The sequence below is a fragment of the Starkeya sp. ORNL1 genome (genome assembly GCF_012971745.1).
Lineage (GTDB): Bacteria > Pseudomonadota > Alphaproteobacteria > Rhizobiales > Xanthobacteraceae > Ancylobacter.
In genome coordinates, this window is the sequence record NZ_CP048834.1 from 1,928,083 (window position 1) to 1,948,847 (window position 20,765).

19 protein-coding genes are annotated in these 20,765 nt (G+C 66.7%); 9 read left to right on the plus strand and 10 right to left on the minus strand.

The window, feature by feature from the left end; genetic code table 11:
- Positions 1-76 precede the first annotated feature (76 nt).
- The 4 genes from G3545_RS09370 to G3545_RS09385 are packed head-to-tail and all read left to right on the plus strand — an operon-like array spanning position 77 to position 5,461.
- Positions 77-1,048, plus strand: coding sequence for an extracellular solute-binding protein (locus G3545_RS09370; protein ID WP_170011904.1), 972 nt, complete (start codon positions 77-79; stop codon positions 1,046-1,048).
- The gene (locus G3545_RS09375; protein WP_170011906.1) at positions 1,045-2,142 is read left to right on the plus strand and encodes an ABC transporter ATP-binding protein; all 1,098 of its coding nucleotides are present in this window, start codon (positions 1,045-1,047) and stop codon (positions 2,140-2,142) included. Before G3545_RS09370 ends, G3545_RS09375 begins: the two co-directional genes overlap by 4 nt.
- Positions 2,142-4,247 (plus strand): ABC transporter permease subunit, encoded by a 2,106-nt coding sequence (locus G3545_RS09380; RefSeq protein ID WP_170011908.1) that lies wholly within the window; start codon positions 2,142-2,144, stop codon positions 4,245-4,247. Before G3545_RS09375 ends, G3545_RS09380 begins: the two co-directional genes overlap by 1 nt.
- Entirely contained in the window at positions 4,244-5,461 is a 1,218-nt protein-coding gene (locus tag G3545_RS09385; protein WP_170011910.1) for an aminotransferase class III-fold pyridoxal phosphate-dependent enzyme, read from the plus strand. Before G3545_RS09380 ends, G3545_RS09385 begins: the two co-directional genes overlap by 4 nt.
- A gap of 12 nt (positions 5,462-5,473) precedes the next feature.
- Here G3545_RS09385 and G3545_RS09390 read toward each other — a convergent pair whose 3' ends face one another.
- Positions 5,474-5,992, minus strand: a complete 519-nt coding sequence (locus G3545_RS09390) for a cysteine dioxygenase family protein (RefSeq protein WP_170011912.1) — start codon at positions 5,990-5,992, stop codon at positions 5,474-5,476.
- Positions 5,993-6,154: 162 nt separating this feature from the next.
- Here G3545_RS09390 and G3545_RS09395 point away from each other — a divergent pair, with 162 nt between their 5' ends.
- Positions 6,155-6,622: an Lrp/AsnC family transcriptional regulator gene (locus G3545_RS09395; protein ID WP_170017984.1), complete on the plus strand. Its 468-nt coding sequence runs from the start codon at positions 6,155-6,157 to the stop codon at positions 6,620-6,622.
- Between the two features lie 309 nt (positions 6,623-6,931).
- On the opposite strand, the gene G3545_RS09400 is transcribed toward G3545_RS09395, so the two are convergent.
- The 6 genes from G3545_RS09400 to G3545_RS09425 form a co-directional block, all read right to left on the minus strand.
- The gene (locus G3545_RS09400; RefSeq protein WP_170011914.1) at positions 6,932-7,234 is read right to left on the minus strand and encodes an antibiotic biosynthesis monooxygenase; all 303 of its coding nucleotides are present in this window, start codon (positions 7,232-7,234) and stop codon (positions 6,932-6,934) included.
- A 140-nt stretch (positions 7,235-7,374) separates the two neighbouring features.
- Positions 7,375-8,502 (minus strand): alpha/beta hydrolase, encoded by a 1,128-nt coding sequence (locus G3545_RS09405; RefSeq protein ID WP_170011916.1) that lies wholly within the window; start codon positions 8,500-8,502, stop codon positions 7,375-7,377.
- 302 nt (positions 8,503-8,804) lie between these two features.
- Positions 8,805-9,239: a DUF2721 domain-containing protein gene (locus tag G3545_RS09410; protein WP_170011918.1), complete on the minus strand. Its 435-nt coding sequence runs from the start codon at positions 9,237-9,239 to the stop codon at positions 8,805-8,807.
- 189 nt (positions 9,240-9,428) lie between these two features.
- Positions 9,429-10,151, minus strand: coding sequence for a hypothetical protein (locus G3545_RS09415; protein ID WP_170011920.1), 723 nt, complete (start codon positions 10,149-10,151; stop codon positions 9,429-9,431).
- A gap of 115 nt (positions 10,152-10,266) precedes the next feature.
- Positions 10,267-11,661 carry a DUF1254 domain-containing protein gene (locus tag G3545_RS09420; protein WP_170011922.1) on the minus strand — a complete coding sequence of 465 codons (1,395 nt, stop codon included), beginning with the start codon at positions 11,659-11,661 and terminating at the stop codon, positions 10,267-10,269.
- A gap of 293 nt (positions 11,662-11,954) precedes the next feature.
- Positions 11,955-12,677: a hypothetical protein gene (locus G3545_RS09425; protein ID WP_246702750.1), complete on the minus strand. Its 723-nt coding sequence runs from the start codon at positions 12,675-12,677 to the stop codon at positions 11,955-11,957.
- 304 nt (positions 12,678-12,981) lie between these two features.
- Between G3545_RS09425 and G3545_RS09430 the strand changes: the two genes are divergently transcribed.
- Positions 12,982-14,073: an AraC family transcriptional regulator gene (locus tag G3545_RS09430; protein ID WP_170011924.1), complete on the plus strand. Its 1,092-nt coding sequence runs from the start codon at positions 12,982-12,984 to the stop codon at positions 14,071-14,073.
- Positions 14,074-14,338: 265 nt separating this feature from the next.
- A complete protein-coding gene (locus tag G3545_RS09435; RefSeq protein ID WP_170011926.1) occupies positions 14,339-15,790 on the plus strand; it encodes a DUF1254 domain-containing protein in 1,452 nt (483 codons plus the stop codon).
- Positions 15,791-15,999: 209 nt separating this feature from the next.
- Here the strand turns inward: G3545_RS09435 and G3545_RS09440 are convergent, their stop codons facing one another.
- Positions 16,000-16,608, minus strand: a complete 609-nt coding sequence (locus tag G3545_RS09440; RefSeq protein ID WP_170011928.1) for a nitroreductase — start codon at positions 16,606-16,608, stop codon at positions 16,000-16,002.
- Positions 16,609-16,772: 164 nt separating this feature from the next.
- Between G3545_RS09440 and G3545_RS09445 the strand changes: the two genes are divergently transcribed.
- On the plus strand, positions 16,773-17,081 hold the full coding sequence (locus G3545_RS09445) for a GNAT family N-acetyltransferase (protein WP_246702751.1): 309 nt from the start codon (positions 16,773-16,775) through the stop codon (positions 17,079-17,081).
- Between the two features lie 118 nt (positions 17,082-17,199).
- Positions 17,200-19,710 (plus strand): DNA translocase FtsK, encoded by a 2,511-nt coding sequence (locus tag G3545_RS09450; RefSeq protein ID WP_246702752.1) that lies wholly within the window; start codon positions 17,200-17,202, stop codon positions 19,708-19,710.
- A gap of 148 nt (positions 19,711-19,858) precedes the next feature.
- Here G3545_RS09450 and G3545_RS09455 read toward each other — a convergent pair whose 3' ends face one another.
- Positions 19,859-20,182: a hypothetical protein gene (locus G3545_RS09455; RefSeq protein ID WP_170008852.1), complete on the minus strand. Its 324-nt coding sequence runs from the start codon at positions 20,180-20,182 to the stop codon at positions 19,859-19,861.
- Positions 20,169-20,726, minus strand: coding sequence for an MgtC/SapB family protein (locus G3545_RS09460; protein WP_170011932.1), 558 nt, complete (start codon positions 20,724-20,726; stop codon positions 20,169-20,171). The genes G3545_RS09455 and G3545_RS09460 overlap by 14 nt, the downstream gene beginning before the upstream one ends.
- Positions 20,727-20,765 lie beyond the last annotated feature (39 nt).

Genomic DNA, 20,765 nt, shown 5'->3' on the forward strand with positions numbered 1-20,765 from the left:
AGCTTCATTCAGGCGTCACACACTTTAACGACACTTATATCACGACCTTGCCCCTCCACGACGTCGGAGACACCCAATGCCCGTCATTTCGTTGAAAGCCCCAGGCCGCGTACTCCTCCTTGCCGCCGCCCTGCTCGCGCTGGGCGCCGCGCCGTCGCTCGCCAAGGAAGTCGTGCTCTACAACGCCTCGGACAGCGTCAACACCGCGCTGGTTACCGCCTTCAAGAAGAAGTACCCGGACATCGAGGTGAAGTTCGTCTCGGGCTCCACCGGCCCGATCGCCGAGCGCGCCATTGCCGAGAAGGGCAAGCCGCAGGCCGACGTGGTCTACCTCGTCAATCATGTGGCGCTGGACCAGCTGAAGCAGGCTGGCGTGTTCGAGCCCTACCAGCCCAAGGGCTCCAAGATCGCCCCGGCGTTCCGCGACCCCGACGATTTCTACAACAAGTACTTCGCTACCACCATGTGCATGGTGGTGAACAAGGACCGGCTGGCGCAGAAGAAGCTGCCGATGCCGACCACCTGGGAAGACCTGATCAAGCCGGCCTATGCCAAGGAGATCTCGCTGCCCTCGCCGCTGAAGTCCGGCACCGGCGGCGCCATCCTCACCACTTTCGTCGATGCCTTCGGCTGGCCGTTCGTCGAGAACCTCAACGAGAACGTCTACCAGTATTCCGACGGCGGCTCGGGCGGCGCGGCGCTGGCGGGTGCCGGCGAGGTCGCCATTGGCCTCACCTTCGATACCACCTGCTACGAGACGAAGTCTTCCGGCAAGCCGGTGGAGATCGTCTATGGCCGCATCACCCCGAACGTCGCCGAGGGCGGCGGTCTGGTGGCCGGCGGGCCGAACCCCGCTGAAGGCAAGATCTTCCTCGATTTCATGGCGAGCGACGAGGCCGCCGAGGTGCTGGGCAAGGTGGTGGGCGCCACCGCGGTGCCCGGCCATGGGCTGGTCGATCTCTCGCAGATCACGCTGTGGCAGATGCGCCGCCCGGTGGATATCGCCGCCTTCCGCCGCGAATTCGCCAGCCGCATCCTCAAGCAGTGAACGACGCCACCTTCACCCGCAACGATACGCGGCCGGCCCAGAATACGGGCCGGCCGCATCTGGCCGTGCGCGGCGTGCACAAGGCGTATGAGCGCAGCGTCGCCGTGGATTCCGTCTCGTTCGATCTCGCCAAGGGCGAGTTCGTCACGCTGCTGGGCGATTCCGGCTGCGGCAAGACCACGCTGCTGCGCATCATCGCCGGCTTCGCCCGCCCCGATGGCGGGCAGGTGCTGCGCGACGGCGAGAATGTCACCGACATGCCGCCGGCGCGGCGCCGCATGGGCTTCGTGTTCCAGTCCTATGCGCTGTTCCCGACCAAGACGGTGGCGGAGAATATCGGCTTCTCGCTCACCGGCTCCCGCACCGCGCGCGAGCGCCGCATCCATGATCTGGCGCACCTGGTCGAGATCGACCATCTCGTCGGGCGATTTCCGCACGAGCTTTCCGGCGGCCAGCAGCAGCGCGTAGCGCTGGCCCGCGCGCTCGCCTCCGATCCCGAGGTGCTGCTGCTGGACGAGCCGATGTCGGCGCTCGACGCCCGCATCCGGGTGAAGCTGCGCAGCGAATTGCGGGCGCTGGTCGACCGGCTCGGCATCACCACGCTCTACGTCACCCACGACCAGGAGGAGGCGCTGGCGCTCTCCGACCGGGTCGCGGTGATGCGGCGCGGGCGCATCGAGCAGATCGGCCGCCCGGCCGACATCTATCACCGCCCGGCCTCGCGCTTCGTCGCCGAGTTCATCGGCATCTCCAATCTCGTCAACGGCGTCGCGGTGGCGGGCGGCATCGATGCCGGCGACGAGTTCTGGCCGCTGGCGCTGCCGGCAAGCGCCCTCCCCGGCGCGCGCCTCACCGCGGTCTACCGGCCCGAGCATTTCGCGCTGGCCACCGACGGCACCGGGATCCCCGGCACGGTGGAAAGCGCGACCTTCCTCGGCGCCAATGTGCGGCTCACGATCCGGCTCGGCTCCGGCCGGCTCATCATTGCCGACCGACCCTCGCATGAGGCCGGCGGGCTCTGGCCGCGCGGCACCACGGTGAGCCTCAAGCCGGATCCGCTGCGCGCCGCCGTCATCACCGACGAGCACCCGTGATGACGCTGTCGCTGCGCCATCTGCCTGGCATCGTGCTCAGCGCCGTCGTCACCCTGCTGCTCGCCATCTTCATCGCCTACCCGATCGGCGCGGTGCTGGTGGAGAGCTTCGTCATTTCCGGCCCGATGCCGCCGGCGCAGCTGAAGGCCACCACCTCAGCCGCGCTCGACGCGGTGCCCGCCGCCGAGCGCGCGGCGCTGGTGCAGCGCTGGGTGACGAGTGCAACCGAGGCGGAGAAGGTCGAGGCCACCGCGAGCGCCTTCACGCTGGCCGGCGCGCCGATCACCTGGGACCGCAAGGCGGCGTTCTCCGCGCAGGCGGTGGCGATGGCAGCCGCGCTGAAGGCGCTGCCCGAGGCGACGCGCACCGCGGTGGAGGACAATTTCGCCATCGCCCATGTGATGCTGCACAAGCGCACGGCGCTGGCCTTCAAGGTGAAGGACGCGCTCGGCCAGCAAGGCTTCGACGCGCTGCGCAACGGCACCGACGACCGCTGGGGCCTCGACCATTACCTCAAGGTGTTCCAGGACCCCTATCTGCGCAACGCCGCCATCAACAGCCTGAGCCTCGCCGGGCTCTCGGTGGTGTTCACCGTCGCGCTGGCCTTCGCGCTGGCCTATGGCATCAACAGCGGCGGCGTGCCGTTCCCGTCCGCTACCCGCGCGGTGCTGCTGATGCCGCTGGTGGCGCCGCCGGTGCTGATCGCCACCGCCACCATCATGCTGTTCGGCCGGCGCGGGCTGGTGACGCATGCGCTGCTCGACCAGTGGCTCGGCCTGATCGATGCCGACGAGACCAATCTCTACGGCCTGTTCGGTGTGGTGCTGGCACAGACGCTCTCGTTCGTGCCGGCCGCGCTGATCGTGTTCGACAATGTGCTGCGCAAGCAGGATGGCCGCATCGACGAGGCCGCCGCCGGGCTCGGCGCCGGGCCGCTGCGCACCTTCTGCCAGGTGACGTTGCCCATGGCATGGCCGGGCATCAAGCGCGCCATCGTGCTGGTCTTCATCATGAGCCTGACCGATTTCGGCAACCCGATGATCCTCGGGCGCGACACCCCGGTGCTGGCCGGCGTGGTCTATGACGAGATCACCGCCTATCGCAACACGCCGCTGGCGGCGGCCTTGTGCGTCTGGCTCATCATCCCCTCGCTGCTGCTGTACCTCGCGCTGGAGCTGATCGGCCGGCGCAAATCCTATGCGACCACCGCGGGCGCCCGCTCCGAGCTGCCGATGCCGCTCGCCGCGCGGGCCGGGCTCACCTTCATCGCCGGTGCTGTCGCGGCACTGATCTTCGCGGTTTACGGCACCATGGCGCTCGGCGCGGTGACGCGGGTGTGGGGCGTCGACTGGAGCCTGACGTTCGGCTATTTCACCAGCGCCGGTGTCGATGTCGGGCTCGGCGGCTCCGGCTACGGCTCCTCCGAGCGCGGGCTGGAGCTGGTGTGGGACAGCGTGCGGCTTGCCGGCATTGCCGGGCCGATCGGCGGACTGTTCGCCGTCATCATCGCCTATGTGGTGGAGCGGCTGCGCCCACCCGGCGCCAACCTCATCATGTTCCTGGCGCTGGTGCCGGCGATCCTGCCCGGCATCATCTTCGGCATCGGCTATATCGTCGCCTTCAACGTGCCGTTCGGCCTGCCCCAGCTCTCGCTCGGCGGCACCTCGGTGATCCTCGTCATCAACATCCTGTTCTCCAACCTGTTCGTCGGCGTGCTCGCCGCGCGGGCGGCGCTGCAGCGGCTCGACCGCTCGGTGGACGAGGCGGCGGAGAGTCTCGGCGCCGGGCTGATCTCGCGCTTCACCCGGGTGACGCTGCCGATGCTGCGCCCGGCTTTGCTGCTCGGCATGCTCTATGTGTTCATCGATGGGCTGACGACCCTCTCCTCGGTGATCTTCCTGGTCTCCGGCAATCACAAGCTCGCCTCGGTGGCGATCTTCAACCACGCCGTCTCCGGCGATTACGGCTATGCCGCCGCCAAGAGCCTCGCTTTGCTCGGCTTCGCGCTGCTGGCGATGGGGTTGGCGTGGCTGGTCGAGAACCGCAAGCTCAGTTTCCGCCGGCGCGACGCGATGTCGGCCGATCTCGCCATGGTGCGCCCGTGAACGATCTTGTCGCCCGCGATGCCGCGGCCTTCTTCCACCAGCACGGTTCCAGCCCCTGCCTCGCCGCGCTGCGGTCCGCCGAGGGCGTCTGGCTGGAGGATACCGAAGGCCGGCGCTTCATCGATCTGCACGGCAACACCGTGCACCATCTCGGCCATGGCCATCCCGAATTGATCGCCGCGCTCAAGCGCCAGCTCGACGAACTCGCCTTCGCGCCGCGCCGTTTCACCAATGAGCCGGCGGTGCTTTTGGCGGAGGCGCTGCTGGCGCGCTGGCCGGGCGGGCCTGCCAGGGTGCTGTTCGCCACCGGCGGCTCGGATGCCATCGAGATCGCGCTGAAGCTCGCCCGCGTCGCCACCGGGCGGCAGGACACCATCTCGCTGGAGGGCTCCTATCACGGCCACGGCTTCGGCGCGTTCGGCCTGTCGCGCGCCGAACTCGACCCACGCCTCGGCGGGTTCCTGCACGGGCGCTGGCACGCGACACCCTATTGGGTGGCGGACGGCCCGGCGCGGATGCTGGCGGACATGGCACGCATCTTCGCCACCTCGCCCGGCATCGCCGCGGTGATCGCCGAGCCGATGCGCTCCAATTGCCATGTGCCGCCGGATGGACTGTGGGCGGAAGTGCGCCGCCTTTGCGACGCGCATGGCGCCAAGCTGATCTTCGACGAGATCCCCTCCGGTCTCGGCAAGACCGGCCGCTGCTTCGCCTTCGAGCATTTCGGCGCGCTGCCCGACGCGGTGGTGCTCGGCAAGTCGCTCGGCGGCGGCATGGTGCCGATCGCCGCAGTGATCGCCGACGCGAAGCTGAACGTGGCGCCGGAGCTTGAGCTCGGCCACTACACCCATGAGAAGAACCCGCTCACTACCCGCGCCGCCCTGACCACGCTGGAGATCATCGCCCGCGATCGCCTGGTGGAGCGCGCGCGGGACGTCGGCGCGCGGCTGGTGGCCGGGGTGGCGGAGATTGCGGCGCGGGTGCCGGCGGTGGTCGGCGCGCGCGGGCTCGGGCTGCTGCTGGCGGTGGAGTTCGCCCCGCATTGCGACGCCGAGCGCCTGGTGGAGGCGTGCTTCGCCGAGGGGCTGTCGACCACGACCAAGGGCGCCCACGCCATCGGCCTGTCGCTGCCGCTGACCGTGACGGACACCGAGGCGGACGAGGTGCTGGCGCGGCTGGAGGCCGTGGCGGTGGCGCTGCCATCTCAGCCCTAGAGTGAAGCCCGATTACTGCGAGACCACCTCGTATTCGTGGTGGATCGAGGATGCGTGCATGGTGTGGTCGAAGCCGTAAATGTGCACCGACACGGCGTCCTCGGTTCCCTCATTGGCCATCTGGTGGATATTGGGACCGGACGGCAGCATGGCCGCGACGAAGCCCCGCTCGCGGCGGGCGATGCTTTCGAGAACGACCTGGCGGGATCCGATGGGCCGGAACCTCAGCTCGCTGATCACCCCGCTGAAGACGCCGAAGCAGCACGAGCAGTGATGGTCGTGTATCGAGGTCCTCGCGCCCGGCGGCCACAGGATCGCGTAGGCGCTCATCCGGCTGTCGCCGAACAAGAGGGTCCGTGCATAGCCCTCGCCATTGCGCTCCAGCTGGACCCGCTCGATCAGCTCCGGCCGGGCAATGATCGCATCGAGCGTCGCGCGGGCATGGGCGAGATAGGAGTCGGCGAGCGTGCGTGTCACGCGGCTCAGCTCCTGGAACGGGAGAATCTCACCGGCAGTCTGGGACGTCGTCATGGTGTCCTCGCAGGGATAGGCGCACGTATCAGCGTGACAACCATAATATACCCCACACGACCGGAATTTTGTTGCAAACACACTGGGCTTTTCGGATCATCGAGCAAAATTATCCCAATCTTGCGGACGAACCTGTAAAATCATTCCTCGCCCATGACCGTCATCGATGACTATGACAAACGCATCCTCGCCCTGCTCCAGCAGGACGCATCGCTGTCCACCGCCGAGATCGCCGATCGGGTCGGCCTGTCGTCGACGCCGTGCTGGCGCCGTATCCAGCGGCTCGAGGAACAGGGCGTCATCAGCCGGCGGGTCGCCCTGCTCGACCGGAAGAAGCTGAATGTCGGGGTCACCGTCTTCATCGCGGTGCGGACCAGCCGGCACGGCCTGGAGTGGTTCGAGCAGTTCCACAAGGCGCTGAACGATATTCCGGAGGTGCTGGAGTTCTACCGGCTGGCGGGCGGCATCGATTACCTGATCAAGGCGGTCGTGCCTGATATCGCGGCCTATGACGCGCTCTACAAGCAGATGATCAGCAAGGTGGAGCTGACGGAGGTCACCTCGATGTTCGCGATGGAGGAGCTCAAGACCACCACCGAGATCCCGCTCCGCTATGCCCCGCTGCGGTGACGGCGTCGGGAAGGCAGGCGCTCTGCTGCGACATCCTTCGAGGCCGCCTGCGGCGGCACCTCAGGATGACGTTGCGAACAACGTCATCCTGAGAGCCCGACTCGAAATCCGACGTATCCGTCGAGAGGAGCCCCTTTCCACCCTCATCCCCGGGCTTGACCCGGGGATCCAGACTTCAACCGGGTGCATGCGGAGGGGCTGGATCCCCGGGTCAAGCCCGGGAATGAGGACAAATTGGAGTTTTCGGTCAGCCTCTGAGGTGCGAGCGGAGCGAGCCTCGAAGGATGCCCGCCCCGAGCGCCCTCGCCCCTATCTCCCCAGCTTGTCCGCCAGGATCTCCAGCTTGTAGATGTCCGGTACCTTCTCCAGCAATTCGCCGGCCTTCGCCATCAGCGCCTCCGCCACCTTGCCGGAGAGGTGCGCCTCGCGGCCGTCCTCGTCGTCGAAGGTGTCGAAGATGGCGAAGGAGGATGGGCCCTCCTGTATGGCGTACCAGCTCACCGTGCCGGGCTCGGCATTCACCAGCGGAGCGGCGGAGCGCAGGAAGGCCGCGACCTCCTGCTCCTTGCCGGGCTTCGCCTTCAGCGGCACGTAAAGGGCATATTTGGTCATCGGCGCTCTCCCTTTGAAAAAGGCTAATCGCGCACGAAGCTCTGCACCTTGCGTGGAGTGCTGTCAGCCACGCCGGCGGTCACGATGCCGTTCCTTTGGGCGTTCCCTCGGGCCGTTCCCTTGGACGCTCCCTCGGGGCGTTACTGCCCGACCGAGGTGATCGCGGTGATCGCGCCCGCGGTGGCCATCCCCACCGTGCTCACCGGATTCACCTTCTCGGTCTGGTCGGTGACCGGCTGGCCGGTGGCGAGCTGCTTGCCGATCAGCTGGATGATCTTCGGGCTCTCGGCGAACTTGCCGTGATTGACCCTGTCGTCGGTCTTGATGTCCGTCATGTTGATGACGCTGATGCGGTTCTCCGCCAGGAAGTCCTTGTAGGCGGCCGCGTTGGGGTCGATCTCGCCGACCCGCGCGGTGCTGCCCCAGAGGAATTTCGAGGCCGCCAGCGCCTTGTCGTCCTGCGAGACGAAGATCGTGAAGTCCGGCCGCTTCTTGCCCATTTCCGCGACCTGGGTGCGGAAGATGTCGATGTCGACATCGGCGTCGGCCAGCATCACGTTGCGGACCTTGTTGGAGATGCCGCCATCGCGGATCACCATCTGCCGCAATGTCTCCAGCGTCACCCAATTGCCCATCGAATGCGCCAGCACCGAGATGTCGCTGACCGACTTGTCGTCGATCAGATACTGCAGCAGCCGCTCCAGCGCGTCGCGCGAATAGGTGGCGCTGTCGCGGTCATAGCCATAGGCCAGCAGCTTGCCGCGCGAGGGCCAGGTGAACAGCACCGGAATGGCGTCAGTGCCTGAATCATGGACGATCTGCGCGAAGCGGAAGACCGCATCGTCGAAGCGGTTGTTGTAGCCGTGCACGAACACCAGCACGCTGCGACTGGGGCCGCGGGCGAGCCGGGTGGCAAAGCGCGCCTTGGCTTCGTCGCGGCTGATGGTCTCGGCACTGACCGTGGCGAAGGAAACCGCGGGATCTGCGGGAATCTTCTCCGGCCACTCCACCGCGCCGGTCTTGTGGCCGGGCGGGATGGAGATGACGATCTCGGCGAAGCCCGGTGTGCCGCGGGCCCCGCCGAACATCTCGCCGGGCACGGCGGAGGGCTGGCGCGTGGTCGCCACCAGCATGTCGACCTTTGCGGTCGGGGTTGCGAGCGGCTCGCTCGCCAGGAACACGTTCTCGGGGCGCTGGGCGCAGCCGGCGCACAGCAACAGCGCCACCAGCGGCAGCGCAATGCGGCGCGTCAGAAATTTGTTTACCATGCTACCCGCAGCCCCCGCCGCCCTACGTCGGCGGTATAGACGTCAGTTTCCTGCAACCTACTTGACATTTGATGACACGGACCCGGCCGCCGCACGCTTTTACGCGACCGATGCGGAAAGCAGCCGCCGCGTGTGGCTTCGTCGCCACATTGATGGACCGGAAAGTACAACCTCATCCTGAGGTGCGAGCGTAGCGAGCCTCGAAGGATGCTGAAGCAGAAGGCGTTCATCGGGGACGGGCATCCTTCGAGGCCCGGCTTGCGCCGGGCGCCTCAGGATGAGGTCGCGCATGTAGATCCCAGTCACCCGATATGGTCGAACTCGGTCAGGCCGATCGAGACCTCGCGGGCGAGATAGACCAGCGAGGTGCCGAACAGCACCAGCGCGACGACGAACAGCAGCGCCCCCCCGACCTCGTGCCGCCAGCCGAAGAAGGCGGTGGCGAATGCCAGGCAGATGAGGAGCGTGGTGACGATGGCGCTCCCCACCGCGAAGTGAATCGCCCAATGCAGCAGGTGGCTGCGCCGCCTGAGCCGCGGCAGGTCCGCCTTCAGATGGCGGCGGTGCGTGTCGGTGTCGGGGATGGCTCCGATCATGCGCGAGCGCTCGATGATACCGTTCATGCGCCCGATGATCAGCGAGATGAAGCTGGCCAGCGCCCCGAGGATGAAGGCCGGCGCCGTGGCATGGATCATCACCTGCGAGAGCTGTTCGACGGTGGGCGTAGAAGCGATCATCGTGTGTCCCTGGTGGCCGAGGACCGCGCTCCGCCTCGGAGCGCAGTCCGTAGTTCAAAAAATCGCCGTCATCCCCGGGCTTGTCCCGGGGATCTCGATTCCCGACAGCGCATCAGAGGCCGAGATGGCCGGCACAAGGCCGGCCATGACGATGGGAATGGTCTACTTCACCCCAAGAGGGAAGCCGCCTCAATAGCAGGGCGGATAGGGATAATAGCCGCAGGCCGGGTGGTAGTAGGGATAGGGATGGTAGTAGGGCGCGGCCGCTGCCGCGGCGCCGACCGCCACGCCGGTGGCAACCGCCGCCCCGGCCGCCGCACCGTACCACGCGCCGCGATAGGCGGTGCGGCGGGCGACGCCGGCATAGGACATCGGCGTGAACGGCATGCCGATGATGTCGATGAACACCGAGGCCGGGCCGTCGCCGCCAGTGAGCGCGCCTTCCAGTACCGCGACGTCGAAGGTCAGGGTGTCACCCTCGAGCTTGGGCGACTTCAGCGTCACCACGGCATCCTGCACGCTGTCGCCGGCCTTGTTGAACACCGAGACGGTGGCGTTCGGCGGATCCTTGCCGAAGCTGTCCTGCGCCGACCATTCCTCGAGCAGATGGGCGGTGAGGGCATGGCCGGCGGCACGCACCGGGCGATCGGCGAAGATGATCGAATTGGAGGCGACGCCGGTGAGCACCAGCTTGCCGTCCTTCAGGGTGGCGCCCTTCGAGTTGAGCACGATCAGCGCCGGCTCCATCTTGGCCTTGGCGGGCGCACCGGCACTCGGCGTGCCGATGGACTTGAGCGCCGGCGCGCTGATGGCGTCGGCCGCCTGCTGGGCGGAAGCGGGGGTGCCGATCAGCGCGAGGCCGAGCAGCGCGGCGCCGGCAACAAGCGCCGGCTTGAGAAGATGTAGCGACATTGCTTGTTCTCCGAGAGTTTCCAGAAGGTCCGTCCGGTTGCACCCCTCCGATCGCCGTCCGGGGGGACGGCGTCGGGTGGTGCCGGGCAACGTTAGGCGTCGGTCGGTCGGCGTATCAGTTCGCCTGGACGATGGAGGCAGGCTTCCAGGTGCCGTCGAGGGCTTCCGGCTTCGGCCAGTAGAGACGCATCACCATGTAGATCGGGCCGTCCGGCGCCGGCAGCCAGTTGGACTGCTTGTCGGCACCCGGATCGTCATGCTGCACATAGATGGTCAGCGAGCCGTCCGGGTTCTTCTTCATGTCCGACAGCATCGGCGAGTTGATCAGGTAGCGGTTGATCGGGTTCTCGATCAGCAGCTGGGTCTTGCCGTCATACATCGTCACCGACCAGAAGGCGTTCACCGGGGGATAGGCGTCGGCCGGGAAGGTGATAGTGTAGTTGTGCTTGGAGCCGTCGAGCTTTTCGTCCTTGTTGTCCGTCTTCGCCATCGGATACAGCGCCTCGACGGCGTCGTTGCCGAAGATGCCGGCGAGCGCGGCGGCCGCGCGCAGCGTGTAGTCGCCATCATAGAAGGCGCGGTTGCCGAAGGCGCTGCCGACCTGCCAGCCATTCTCCGACTTGCCGATGGTGTCGCGGCGGGCATCGATCTCCTCATAGCCCTTCTTGATGCCGAGCAGCGTCACGATCTTGCCGTCTGACAGCCCGGGGAGCTTGTAGGGAGCGCCGGCCTTGATCCCGATCTCGCCGAAGCGGGCGCGCAGCGCGGTCTCCTGCGACACCGGCGGGGTCAGGGTCCACAGGAAGTTGAGATAGGAGAACGCGTCTTCCTTGAACGCGCTGGCGCTGAAGGCCGGCCACTTGATCGCCGGCGCCGGCTTCGGCGCCGGGGTCTTGGCGAATTCGTGCAGCGTCTGGATCGTGTATTGCGCCTGGATCTTCTTGACGTTGTCGATATCGCCCGGATTCAACAATTGGGTGCGATAGATGACGACGCTGAAATCGGTCTCGCTGTTGAACACCTTGGCGATGCCCGCGGGGGTCTCGCCCTTCCAGCCCGGGCCGGCGATCATGTAGCAGCCGGCATCGCTGCCGGTGGCGCGGGAGCCGATATAGCCGTAATTGAACGTATAGAGATCGACCAGCTGGACCGAGTAATAACGGCTCTTCTCCACCGCCGGAACGCACAGCACCACCGGCTCGGCCCGCAGATCCGCCGTCAGCACCGAATAGGGCGTGTCGCTGTTCGGCGTGACGATGGCCGTGTCCTTGGGCGTGAACACCTGGGCGTCGCTGACGATGGTGTTGAACGGGCCCTTATATTGTGAGTTCTTCTTGTCGACATTGAACTGGTAGATCGCCTTGTAGGCCGCGATCATCGGGAAGGCATAGACATAGGCCTCCTTGGCGATGTCGTAGCGGTCGAGCAGGCCGGGCTCGGCCCTGGCCCCGGCCGGGGCAAGCGTGGTCAGCGTCAGGCAAGCGGCTGCTGTCGCAACGGCCATTCTCATGGTCTGCTCCAAATAATTCCAGATGATGCTGTCGGGCCGGCGCTCGAGCATGTTCCGCAAAAGCTGGAAGACCTTTGCGATGACAACATGCTCCAGCGTATTGAATCTAGAGCACTATCTTGTCGCTCGGATGATGCCATCCGAGTGGATAGGGCGCCCGGCAGGCCGGGGTCCAGAGCATTTCCCGATCAGATGGAATCATCTGATCGAAGAGGAATTGCTCCAATCTATTGAATCTGGAGCACTCATCTTTCGTTCGGATGCTTTCATCCGAACGATAAGGGCTCCAGGTCTCAGAAATGGTAGGCGATACTGGTGAACACGCCGTGCTGGGTGACGTTGTAGAGAAAGCCGTCATCCTCATAGTCGGTGTAGATGGCGCGGTAGCCGATCGCGCTCGAGATCGAGGGCGTCCACATGTAGCCGAGCGCGGCGAAGCCCTGCGCGGTCAACTTCGAGGACACGCCGAAGCCGCCGACGTCACCGATCACGTTGAGGAACCACTTCTCATTGATGTCGTAGTGCAGGCTGAACCCGACCGTCGGGTCGATCCACTGCTTGGTGCCCTCGCGGCTGATCTCGACCGGGAACAGCGTCGGGCTGATGTCGACGTCGGCCTTCAGATGCTGGTAGCGGAAGCCGACCGTGGCGCTGAGCTCGACATTCTCCGGCAGGCCAAGCGGCAGCCGGTAGCCGACGAGGCCGGAGGCGATGACCTGGGTCAGGCTGACATCGACCCCCGTGTCATTGCGGCCGAAGCTGCCGCCGGCCGAGAGATTGGCATAGATCAGGTCGGTCAGGATCATCCATTTGTCGTTCTTGGCCATGAACGAGCCCATCAGCGCGCCGTCGAGATGCTTGAGCGCGTCCCAGGCGCTGACATCGACATCGACGGGCGGCAGGTTGCGCACGCCGGTCTCGCCATTGATCGCCGTCGCCCAGCCATAGGCGGTGGCCTGATAGGTCCAGCCCGACGACGGTTCTACCACCACGGGCGGGGCCTTATAGGCGGGCACCGGCATGTCCGCAGCTTTGACGGGCACAATCGCCATCAACAGCGAGGTAAAACCGGCGGCGAAGACTGTTTTGCCGGCTAGAACAAGAGATTTCATCCGCTTCCCGCCCCCAAGCTCTCGAGGCCCCGAATCCGCATTCAGAGGGGCCGTTCCAGAACTTTGCGCGCCCACCAAGCCGCAATTTCAGATGGAGCGCTTGACATTTAATGACACACCTTTGACCGTCTGTCCCGGCACGTCGCGTTCCGCCGCAACTCTTCCACGGCAGTTCGCGGTGGGGCTCGTCCAGCCTCGGGGGCGCGGCATGACGATATCGATGCAGGATGACGGTGTGGTGGATGCCGCGCCGGTGATGGTATTCAGGGCGGGATTGGGCCGCCGGGTACCTTATGGCTATATCCGTATCGGACCCGGAATCGCCATTCCCGCCGTGCTGCGTGATTTCAATGTCGCGATCGAGCCGCTGCTGCGGCGCGTCGGCGTGCCGGGCGACCTGTTCGCCGACCCCGACAATGCCCTGCCCTACCGCGATTTCTGCCAGCTGCTTTCGCTCTGCGTGGAGGCGATCAAGCGCGATGATTTCGGCCTCCTGATCTGCGAGAAGACCGGCGCCTCCAATCTCGGCCTGGTCGGCTTCCTGCTGCAGCAGGCCCCGGATGTGCGCTCCGCGCTGGGCGACCTGGTGCGTTATCTCCATCACAATGATCGCGGCGCCGTGCCGTTCATGACGATTGCCGGCGGCATGGTCACGCTCGGCTACCAGATCTCCGAGCCGGACATGCCGGCGGCCGAGCATGTCTATGACGGCGCGCTGGCGATCGGGCGCAACATCATGCGGGCGTTCTGCGGGCCGAACTGGACGCCGCTCGAGGTCACGCTGTCGCGCAAGCGGCCGGTCTCGCCCGCCCGCCACGAGCGCTTCTATGGCGCGCCGGTGCGATTCGGCGCCGAGCGCAGTGCCCTGTTCTTCCGCGAGGAATGGCTCGACACCCCGATCCACACCGCCGACCCGATGCTGCGGCGGATGCTGCAGGAGCAGGTCGACCTCCTGGAGATCGAGGAGGCCGGCAATGTCACCGAGCAGGTGCGCCGGCTCATGCGCACCTCGCTGCTCACCAGCGGCGCCTCGCTCGGCGACCTCTCGGAATTACTGCAGATGAACCGTCGCACGCTGGCGCGTCATCTCGATGCCGAGGGCACCAGCTTCAAGAAGATATCGGACGAGGTGCATTTCGACGTCGCCCGGCATCTGCTCGCCAACACCGCCATGTCGGTCACCGATGTCAGCCTGGCGCTGCACTATTCCGAGACCAGCTCCTTCACCAGGGCCTTCCGCGGCTGGGCCGGCCTCGCCCCCAGCGAATGGCGCGCAATGCACGGCGCCGGCAAGGAGTGAGTTTCAAAGCAACCTCATCCTGAGGCGCGAGCGCAGCGAGCCTCGAAGGATGATGAAGCAGAAGACGGCCATCGGGGATGGGCATCTTTCGAGGCCCGGCGCTGCCGGGCACCTCAGGATGAGGTCGCTTTTTGCGGAGCACCCTCCTTCCCCTTCTCCCTCCCATTGTCAGAAAATGGTGAAACCTTGTCCTCATCTGACAAGCGGTAAATGTGCTTTCGTCCTACGCCCCCAAGGCGAGCTGTTCGCATCCATGTGAGGGCGCATGAGACACTATTCTATTTCCCTTGCGGCAGGCGTGGCCCTGTCGCTGCTCCTGGCCGGCGGCATGCCCGCGGCGGCGCAGGATCTGTCCTCGATCCCGGCCGCGGAGGCCAAGGAGATCGCGATCGACGCCTATACCTACGGCTATTCGCTGATCACCACCGAAGTCACCCGCGTGCAGATGTCGAACGTGGCCAAGGCCGACGAGTTGCGCTCGCCGATGGGCCAGTTCACCAATGTGAAGCGCTATCCGCCCGGCAATTATCGCGGCGTCTCGGCACCGAACGCCGACACGCTCTATTCGCTGGCCTGGATCGATGTCGGCAAGGAGCCGACCGTGTTCTCCCATCCCGACATGGGCAAGCGCTTCTTCCTGTTCCCGATGTACAGCCTGTGGATGCCGGTGGTGGAATCGCCGGGCACCCGCACCGCTGGCGGCAAGGCGGCGACCTATCTCATCACCGGCCCCGGCTGGTCCGGCACCGTGCCCACCGGCATGACGCAGATCAAGTCGCCGACCCGCTACATGGTCATCCTCGGCCGCACCTATGCCGACGGCAGCCCCAAGGATTACAAGGCGGTGAATGCGCTGCAGGCGCAGTACAAGCTGGTGCCGCTCAGCGGCTACGGCAAGAAGGACTACAAATACGTCGTCCCGCCGGTCGATCCCAATCCCGGCTTCAGCATGACCGACAAGCCGCAGGACGTCATCAATGCGATGGACACCTCGGCCTATTTCAACATGATGACGCGGCTGATGGGCTCCGACATCGCCCCGCCGGCCGCCGAGGACGCGCCGATCGTCGCGCGCCTTGCAAAGATCGGCATCGTGCCCGGCCAGAAGTTCGACATCACCAAGCTCTCGCCGGACGCCCAGGCGGCGCTCAAGGATGTCGGCAAGGAAGCCTCGGCCAAGATCTTCGCTGCCCAGTCCACCTCCGGCACGCTGCAGAATGGCTGGCGCATTCCGGGTGCGGCGGGCACTTACGGCACCGATTATCTCGGCCGCGCGCTGGTGGCGGCCTTCGGCTGGCCGGCGAACCTGCCTGAGGACGCGGTCTATCCCTATGCCGCGGCCGACGGCGCCGGCCAGAAGCTGGTGGGCACCAACAAGTACACGCTGACCTTCGCCAAGGGCGAGACGCCGCCGGTCGACGGCTTCTGGTCCATCACCATGTACATCATCGATGGCGGCTGGTGGTTCTACCCGAACCCGCTGAACAAGTTCACGGTGAGCATGCGCGACAAGCCGAAGTTCAACGCGGACGGCTCGCTCACGCTGTATCTGCAGAACGAGTCCCCGGGCAAGGCGAAGCAGGCCAACTGGCTGCCGGCGCCGAAGGGCGAGTTCATCGCGATGATGCGCATGTACTGGCCCAAGGCGAATTCGCCCTCGATCCTGCCGCCCGGCAAGGGCACCTGGCAGCCGGCGCCGCTGGTGCAGGTGAAGTGACCTGATTACTACAAGCCCCCCGACCGCCGCCCCGTGCCCCCGCACGGGGCGGTTCGCTTTTGGGGGCATCGATGCCGTCATCCCGGCCGTAGCGCAGCGGAGAGCCGGGATCGCGTGAAGGTGTTGTGCATCACCTTCCTACGATCCCGGATCGGCCTTACGGCCGTCCGGGATGACGACAAATGGAGAGGACGAAGCAGAGCGCCCCCTCATTCCCCCCAGCGCGTCACCAGCGCCTCGACATCCGGCCGCTTGCGCTCGCCGGGCACTTCCTTCGCGGTGCCGACATGGACGATGCCGGCAATGCGCTCGCCGTCCTCGATCCCCAGCACCCGCAGCGCCCGCTCGTTCATCGTCGCCCAGCCGGTGAGCCAGGTGGCGCCGTAGCCGAGCGCGTGCGCGGCATGCAGCAGGTTCATGCACACCGCCCCGGCGGAGAGCTCCTGCTCGAACACCGGGATCTTGGTGGTGCGGTCCGGCCGGCTGACCACGATGATCGCCAGCGGGGCGTGGTTGAACACCCGGGAGATGATGCCCGCCCATTTCAGCCGCTGCGCCGGGTCGGGCTGCGGGCCCTCCTCCTCATAGACCGCGCCGAGCCGCGCCCCGGCCTCAAGCCGCGCATCGCCCTCCAGCAGGATCAGCCGCCACGGCTCCAGCCCGGCATGGTCGGGCACGCGCAGCGCGAGGCGCAGCAGGCGGCTCAGTTCCTCCGGTGAGGGGCCTGGCGCGGCGAGCGCAGTGGTGCCGACCGAGCGCCGCGCCTCCATCAGGGCAAGCACCGCCTCGCGATCGCTGAGGACTTCGGTATCGGACATCGGACACTCCCGGAAAGACATTGCCGCTTCCTGCGCGCCTCGCTCGCCGAGGTCAATCATCGCGCCTAACGCAAAATCACCTGCTGGGACTGTCAGGGTCGACATTATACGCTTATCTCTTTGCACAACGCTGCGCAGGGCAGCACAAGGAGGAAAGCATGGGCATGAACGGCGAGATCCTGGTGCGCGACAATCCGGCGGAGAATCGCTTCGAGACCGAGGTCGAAGGCCATCTCGCGGTCGCCCAATATGTGCTCACCCCCGGCGGCATCATCTTCACCCATACCGAAGTGCCGCATGAACTGGGCGGGCGCGGCATCGCCACCAAGCTGGTCGAAGCCGGTCTCGCCAGCGCCCGCCAGCGCAAGCTTTCGGTGATTCCGCGCTGCGGCGTGTTCGCCCGCTACATGCAGAAGCATCCGGAAACCGCCGACCTGTTGCAGCCCGACATCAGGGCCACGCTCGGCATCTGATCGACCCGGAATCGGACGCTCCGCGGGCCGCATTCTCACCCTTCGTTAACGCTGTTGTCGCTACCACTAGAGCACTCCAGCGTAGGGGCGCCAGTCGCGCCCGAAGGGTACTTGCTTCATGCGATTCACGGCGCGTCCTTATCCCGGAACCGGCAGCGTCACACCCGGCGAAGCGGCTCCTGCCGCCGACCCGCGGCGCGGCGAAACCCCAGAGAATTCAAGCGACAAGCGGCTGCCGCGGGGCAATACCGTGGTGCCGCGGGTAGCTCCGCGCGCCAAGCAGCCGGAGCTGCCCGAGCCCTCGCTGCTGCAGAACCCGGTGCCGAGCTGGCTGCAGCCCTTCACCATGCCGAGCAACCGCAGCACCCGCTTCACCCGCACGCCGGATTACCTCCTGCGCCCGCGCGAGGAGAAGCCCCCGGTGGCGATGGAAACCGCGCCGGAATGGGTGGCGGAAAGCGAGACCGAAAACCCAAGTTCGGCCCTCATCCCCGGACGTGATCCGGGGATCCAGCCGACCAGCATGCACCTGGATTCCCGGGACGAGCCCGCGGATGAGGGTGATCTGCCTGATGACGGTCGCTTCGAGGGCGCCGCGCCCGATATGGGGCCGTCGCAGCCGCACTCGGTGCGCCGCATCGCGGGCATGCTGCGGCTCGACTGGGACCAGCCGCCGGCCGTCGAGCAGGACCATCTCGACACCGAGCCGGAACTGGAAGCGGAGCCGGAGCCCGAGGCCCCCATCTTCACCGCCAGCTTCGAAACCTCGTTTTCCTGGCCGGCCTACGCCGCCGCGACGCTGGCGGTAACGCCGCCCGCGCCGGCTCCCGTCGCGGTCCAGCCCGCACCCGCTCCGGTCGCCCCCGTCGTCGCCGAGCCGGCTGCGGTCGTGGTTCCGCTCGCCAGCGCCCGTCCGGCCCGCAAGCCGTTGCTGGCACGCCAGCCCGAGCCGGCGCGCCAGCCCGAGCCCGCGCGCCAACCTGAACCCGCGCGCCAACCCGAACCCGTGCGAAGCGAGCCGCCCGCCCCCGCCCCGGTCCGCGCCGCCGAGCCCCCACCGCCGCCGGCTCCTGCGCCGATCGTGCGTGCCCATTCCGGCGAGTACGAACTGCCGCCGCTCGAACTGCTGGCCGAACCGATCAGCAGCGAGCCAAATTACGAGCTCTCCGCCGACGTGCTCGACCGCAATTCGGTGAAGCTCCAGCAGGTGCTGCACGATTTCGGCGTGCGCGGCGAGATCATCGACGCCAATCCCGGCCCGGTGGTCACGCTCTATGAGCTGGAGCCGGCGCCCGGCACCAAATCCTCCCGCGTCATCGGCCTCTCCGCCGACATTTCCCGCTCGATGAGCGCGCTCTCCGCCCGCGTCGCGGTGGTGGAAGGGCGCAATGTCATCGGCATCGAACTGCCCAATCAGAAGCGCGAAATGGTGTGGCTGCGCGAACTGCTCGCCAGCCATGATTTCGAGATCGCCAAGGTCAAGCTCGGCATCGCGCTCGGCAAGACCATCGGCGGCGAGCCGGTGATCGTCGATCTCGCCCGCATGCCGCATCTGCTGGTGGCCGGCACCACCGGCTCCGGCAAGTCGGTCGCCATCAATACGATGATCCTGTCGCTGCTCTACCGGCACCGGCCGGAAGACTGCCGGCTGATCATGATCGACCCGAAGATGCTGGAACTCTCGGTCTATGAGGGCATCCCGCATCTTCTGACCCCGGTCGTCACCGATCCGAAGAAGGCGGTGATCGCCCTGAAGTGGGCGGTGCGCGAGATGGAGGAGCGCTACAAGAAGATGTCGCGCCTCGGCGTGCGCAACATCGACGGCTACAATGCCCGCGTCGCGGAGGCCCGCGCCCGCGGCGAGACCATCACCCGCGTCGTGCAGACCGGTTTCGACAAGGAAACCGGCCGCATGGCTGAGGAAGAGGAGGTGATGGACCTCTCGGCCCTGCCCTATATCGTCGTCATCGTCGACGAGATGGCCGACCTGATGATGGTCGCCGGCAAGGACATTGAAGGCGCCATCCAGCGCCTCGCCCAGATGGCCCGCGCTGCCGGCATCCATTTGATCATGGCGACGCAGCGCCCCTCGGTCGACGTCATCACCGGCACCATCAAGGCGAACTTCCCGACCCGCATCTCCTTCCAGGTCACGAGCAAGATCGACTCGCGCACCATCCTCGGCGAGCAGGGTGCGGAACAGCTGCTCGGCCAGGGCGACATGCTCCATATGGCCGGCGGCGGGCGCATTTCGCGCGTCCACGGTCCGTTCGTCTCCGACCAGGAGGTCGAGCGCGTGGTCGAGCATCTGAAGGCTCAAGGGCGCCCGGACTATGTCGACGCCGTTACCGCCGGCGAGGAAGAGAAGCCGGCCGAGGATGGCGAAGACAGTGCCGTGTTCGACAAGAGCGCGATGGGTGAGGAAGGCGGCGATCTCTACGACCAGGCGGTCGCCGTGGTGATGCGCGACCGCAAGGCCTCGACCTCCTACATCCAGCGCCGCCTGCAGATCGGCTACAACCGCGCCGCCTCGCTGATGGAGCGCATGGAAAACGAGGGGCTCGTCGGCCCCGCCAACCACGCCGGCAAGCGCGACATCCTGATGGACGGCCGCGGCGGCGGGTATTGAGGGGCGCGCTCCTCGCCGCTCCCCACCAGCCGTCATCCCGGACGGCCGTCAGGCCGATCCGGGATCGCAAGAAGGTGAAGTGCGGGACTTTCACGCGATCCCGGCTCTGCGCTTCGCTTCGGCCGGGATGACGGTCGTGGTGGTCCCCTCACATGTGCACCATCCACATCGCGAAGGTCAGCATCAGTCCGCCGGCCACCAACATCCACACCGCCTGCACGCGGTGCCGCCGGCGCCGCGCGGCATCCGGCTCGCCGGAATGATCCCGCCCCCGCTCGTCGGCCACCGGCGCCTCCAGCGTGCCGCCAATGAGCTCGGTGCGGCTTGCCAGTTCCAGCTCCTCGCGCGTGGGCGGCGTGCCGGCGGCTTCGTCGTCGGTGCCGAGCGGGGCGGCGGCGGGATCGGAGAAGGCAACCTTGTCGCCCCCGCGACCGGAATCGATGTCGTGGCGCAGGCGGTCAGCGCTCGGCATTGTCCTCTCCTCCCGGCGCTGGTTCGCGCGCGCTCTCCCTCTTCCGCAACGTTTCCCCCGCGCGGGTGTTCCCTTCCTCCCGCCGCTCGCCGGCAATGCTCTCCACCAGCCGCTCCAGCGGCTTCACCAGGCTGAGCAGCAGCACCGTCATGAAGGCGCCGAGGAAAATCAGATGCCAGTCGGCGAGCGCGCAGGCGATGCCGAGCGCCGCCGTCACCCACACCGTCGCCGCCGTGGTGAGGCCGTGCACCTTGCGCCCGGCGGGATCGCGCAGCACCACGCCGGCGCCGACAAAGCCGATGCCGGTCAGTACACCCTGAAGAATGCCCTGCACCACGCGGCTGGTGGCGTCCGGATGCTGGGCGATGCCGTCGACGCGCAGCGCGGTGAGCGACACCAGGGTCGCGCCCATGCACACCAGCCCCAGCGTGCGCATGCCGGTCGGCTTGCCATGCAGGTCGCGATTGATGCCGATGCCCATGCCGATCACCGCCGCCGCCAGCAGGCGCAGCACGGCTTCGATATCGGCGTCGCTCAGAAACATGTTCCGGTCCTCATTGCCATCGCGCGATACCGGCGGCGC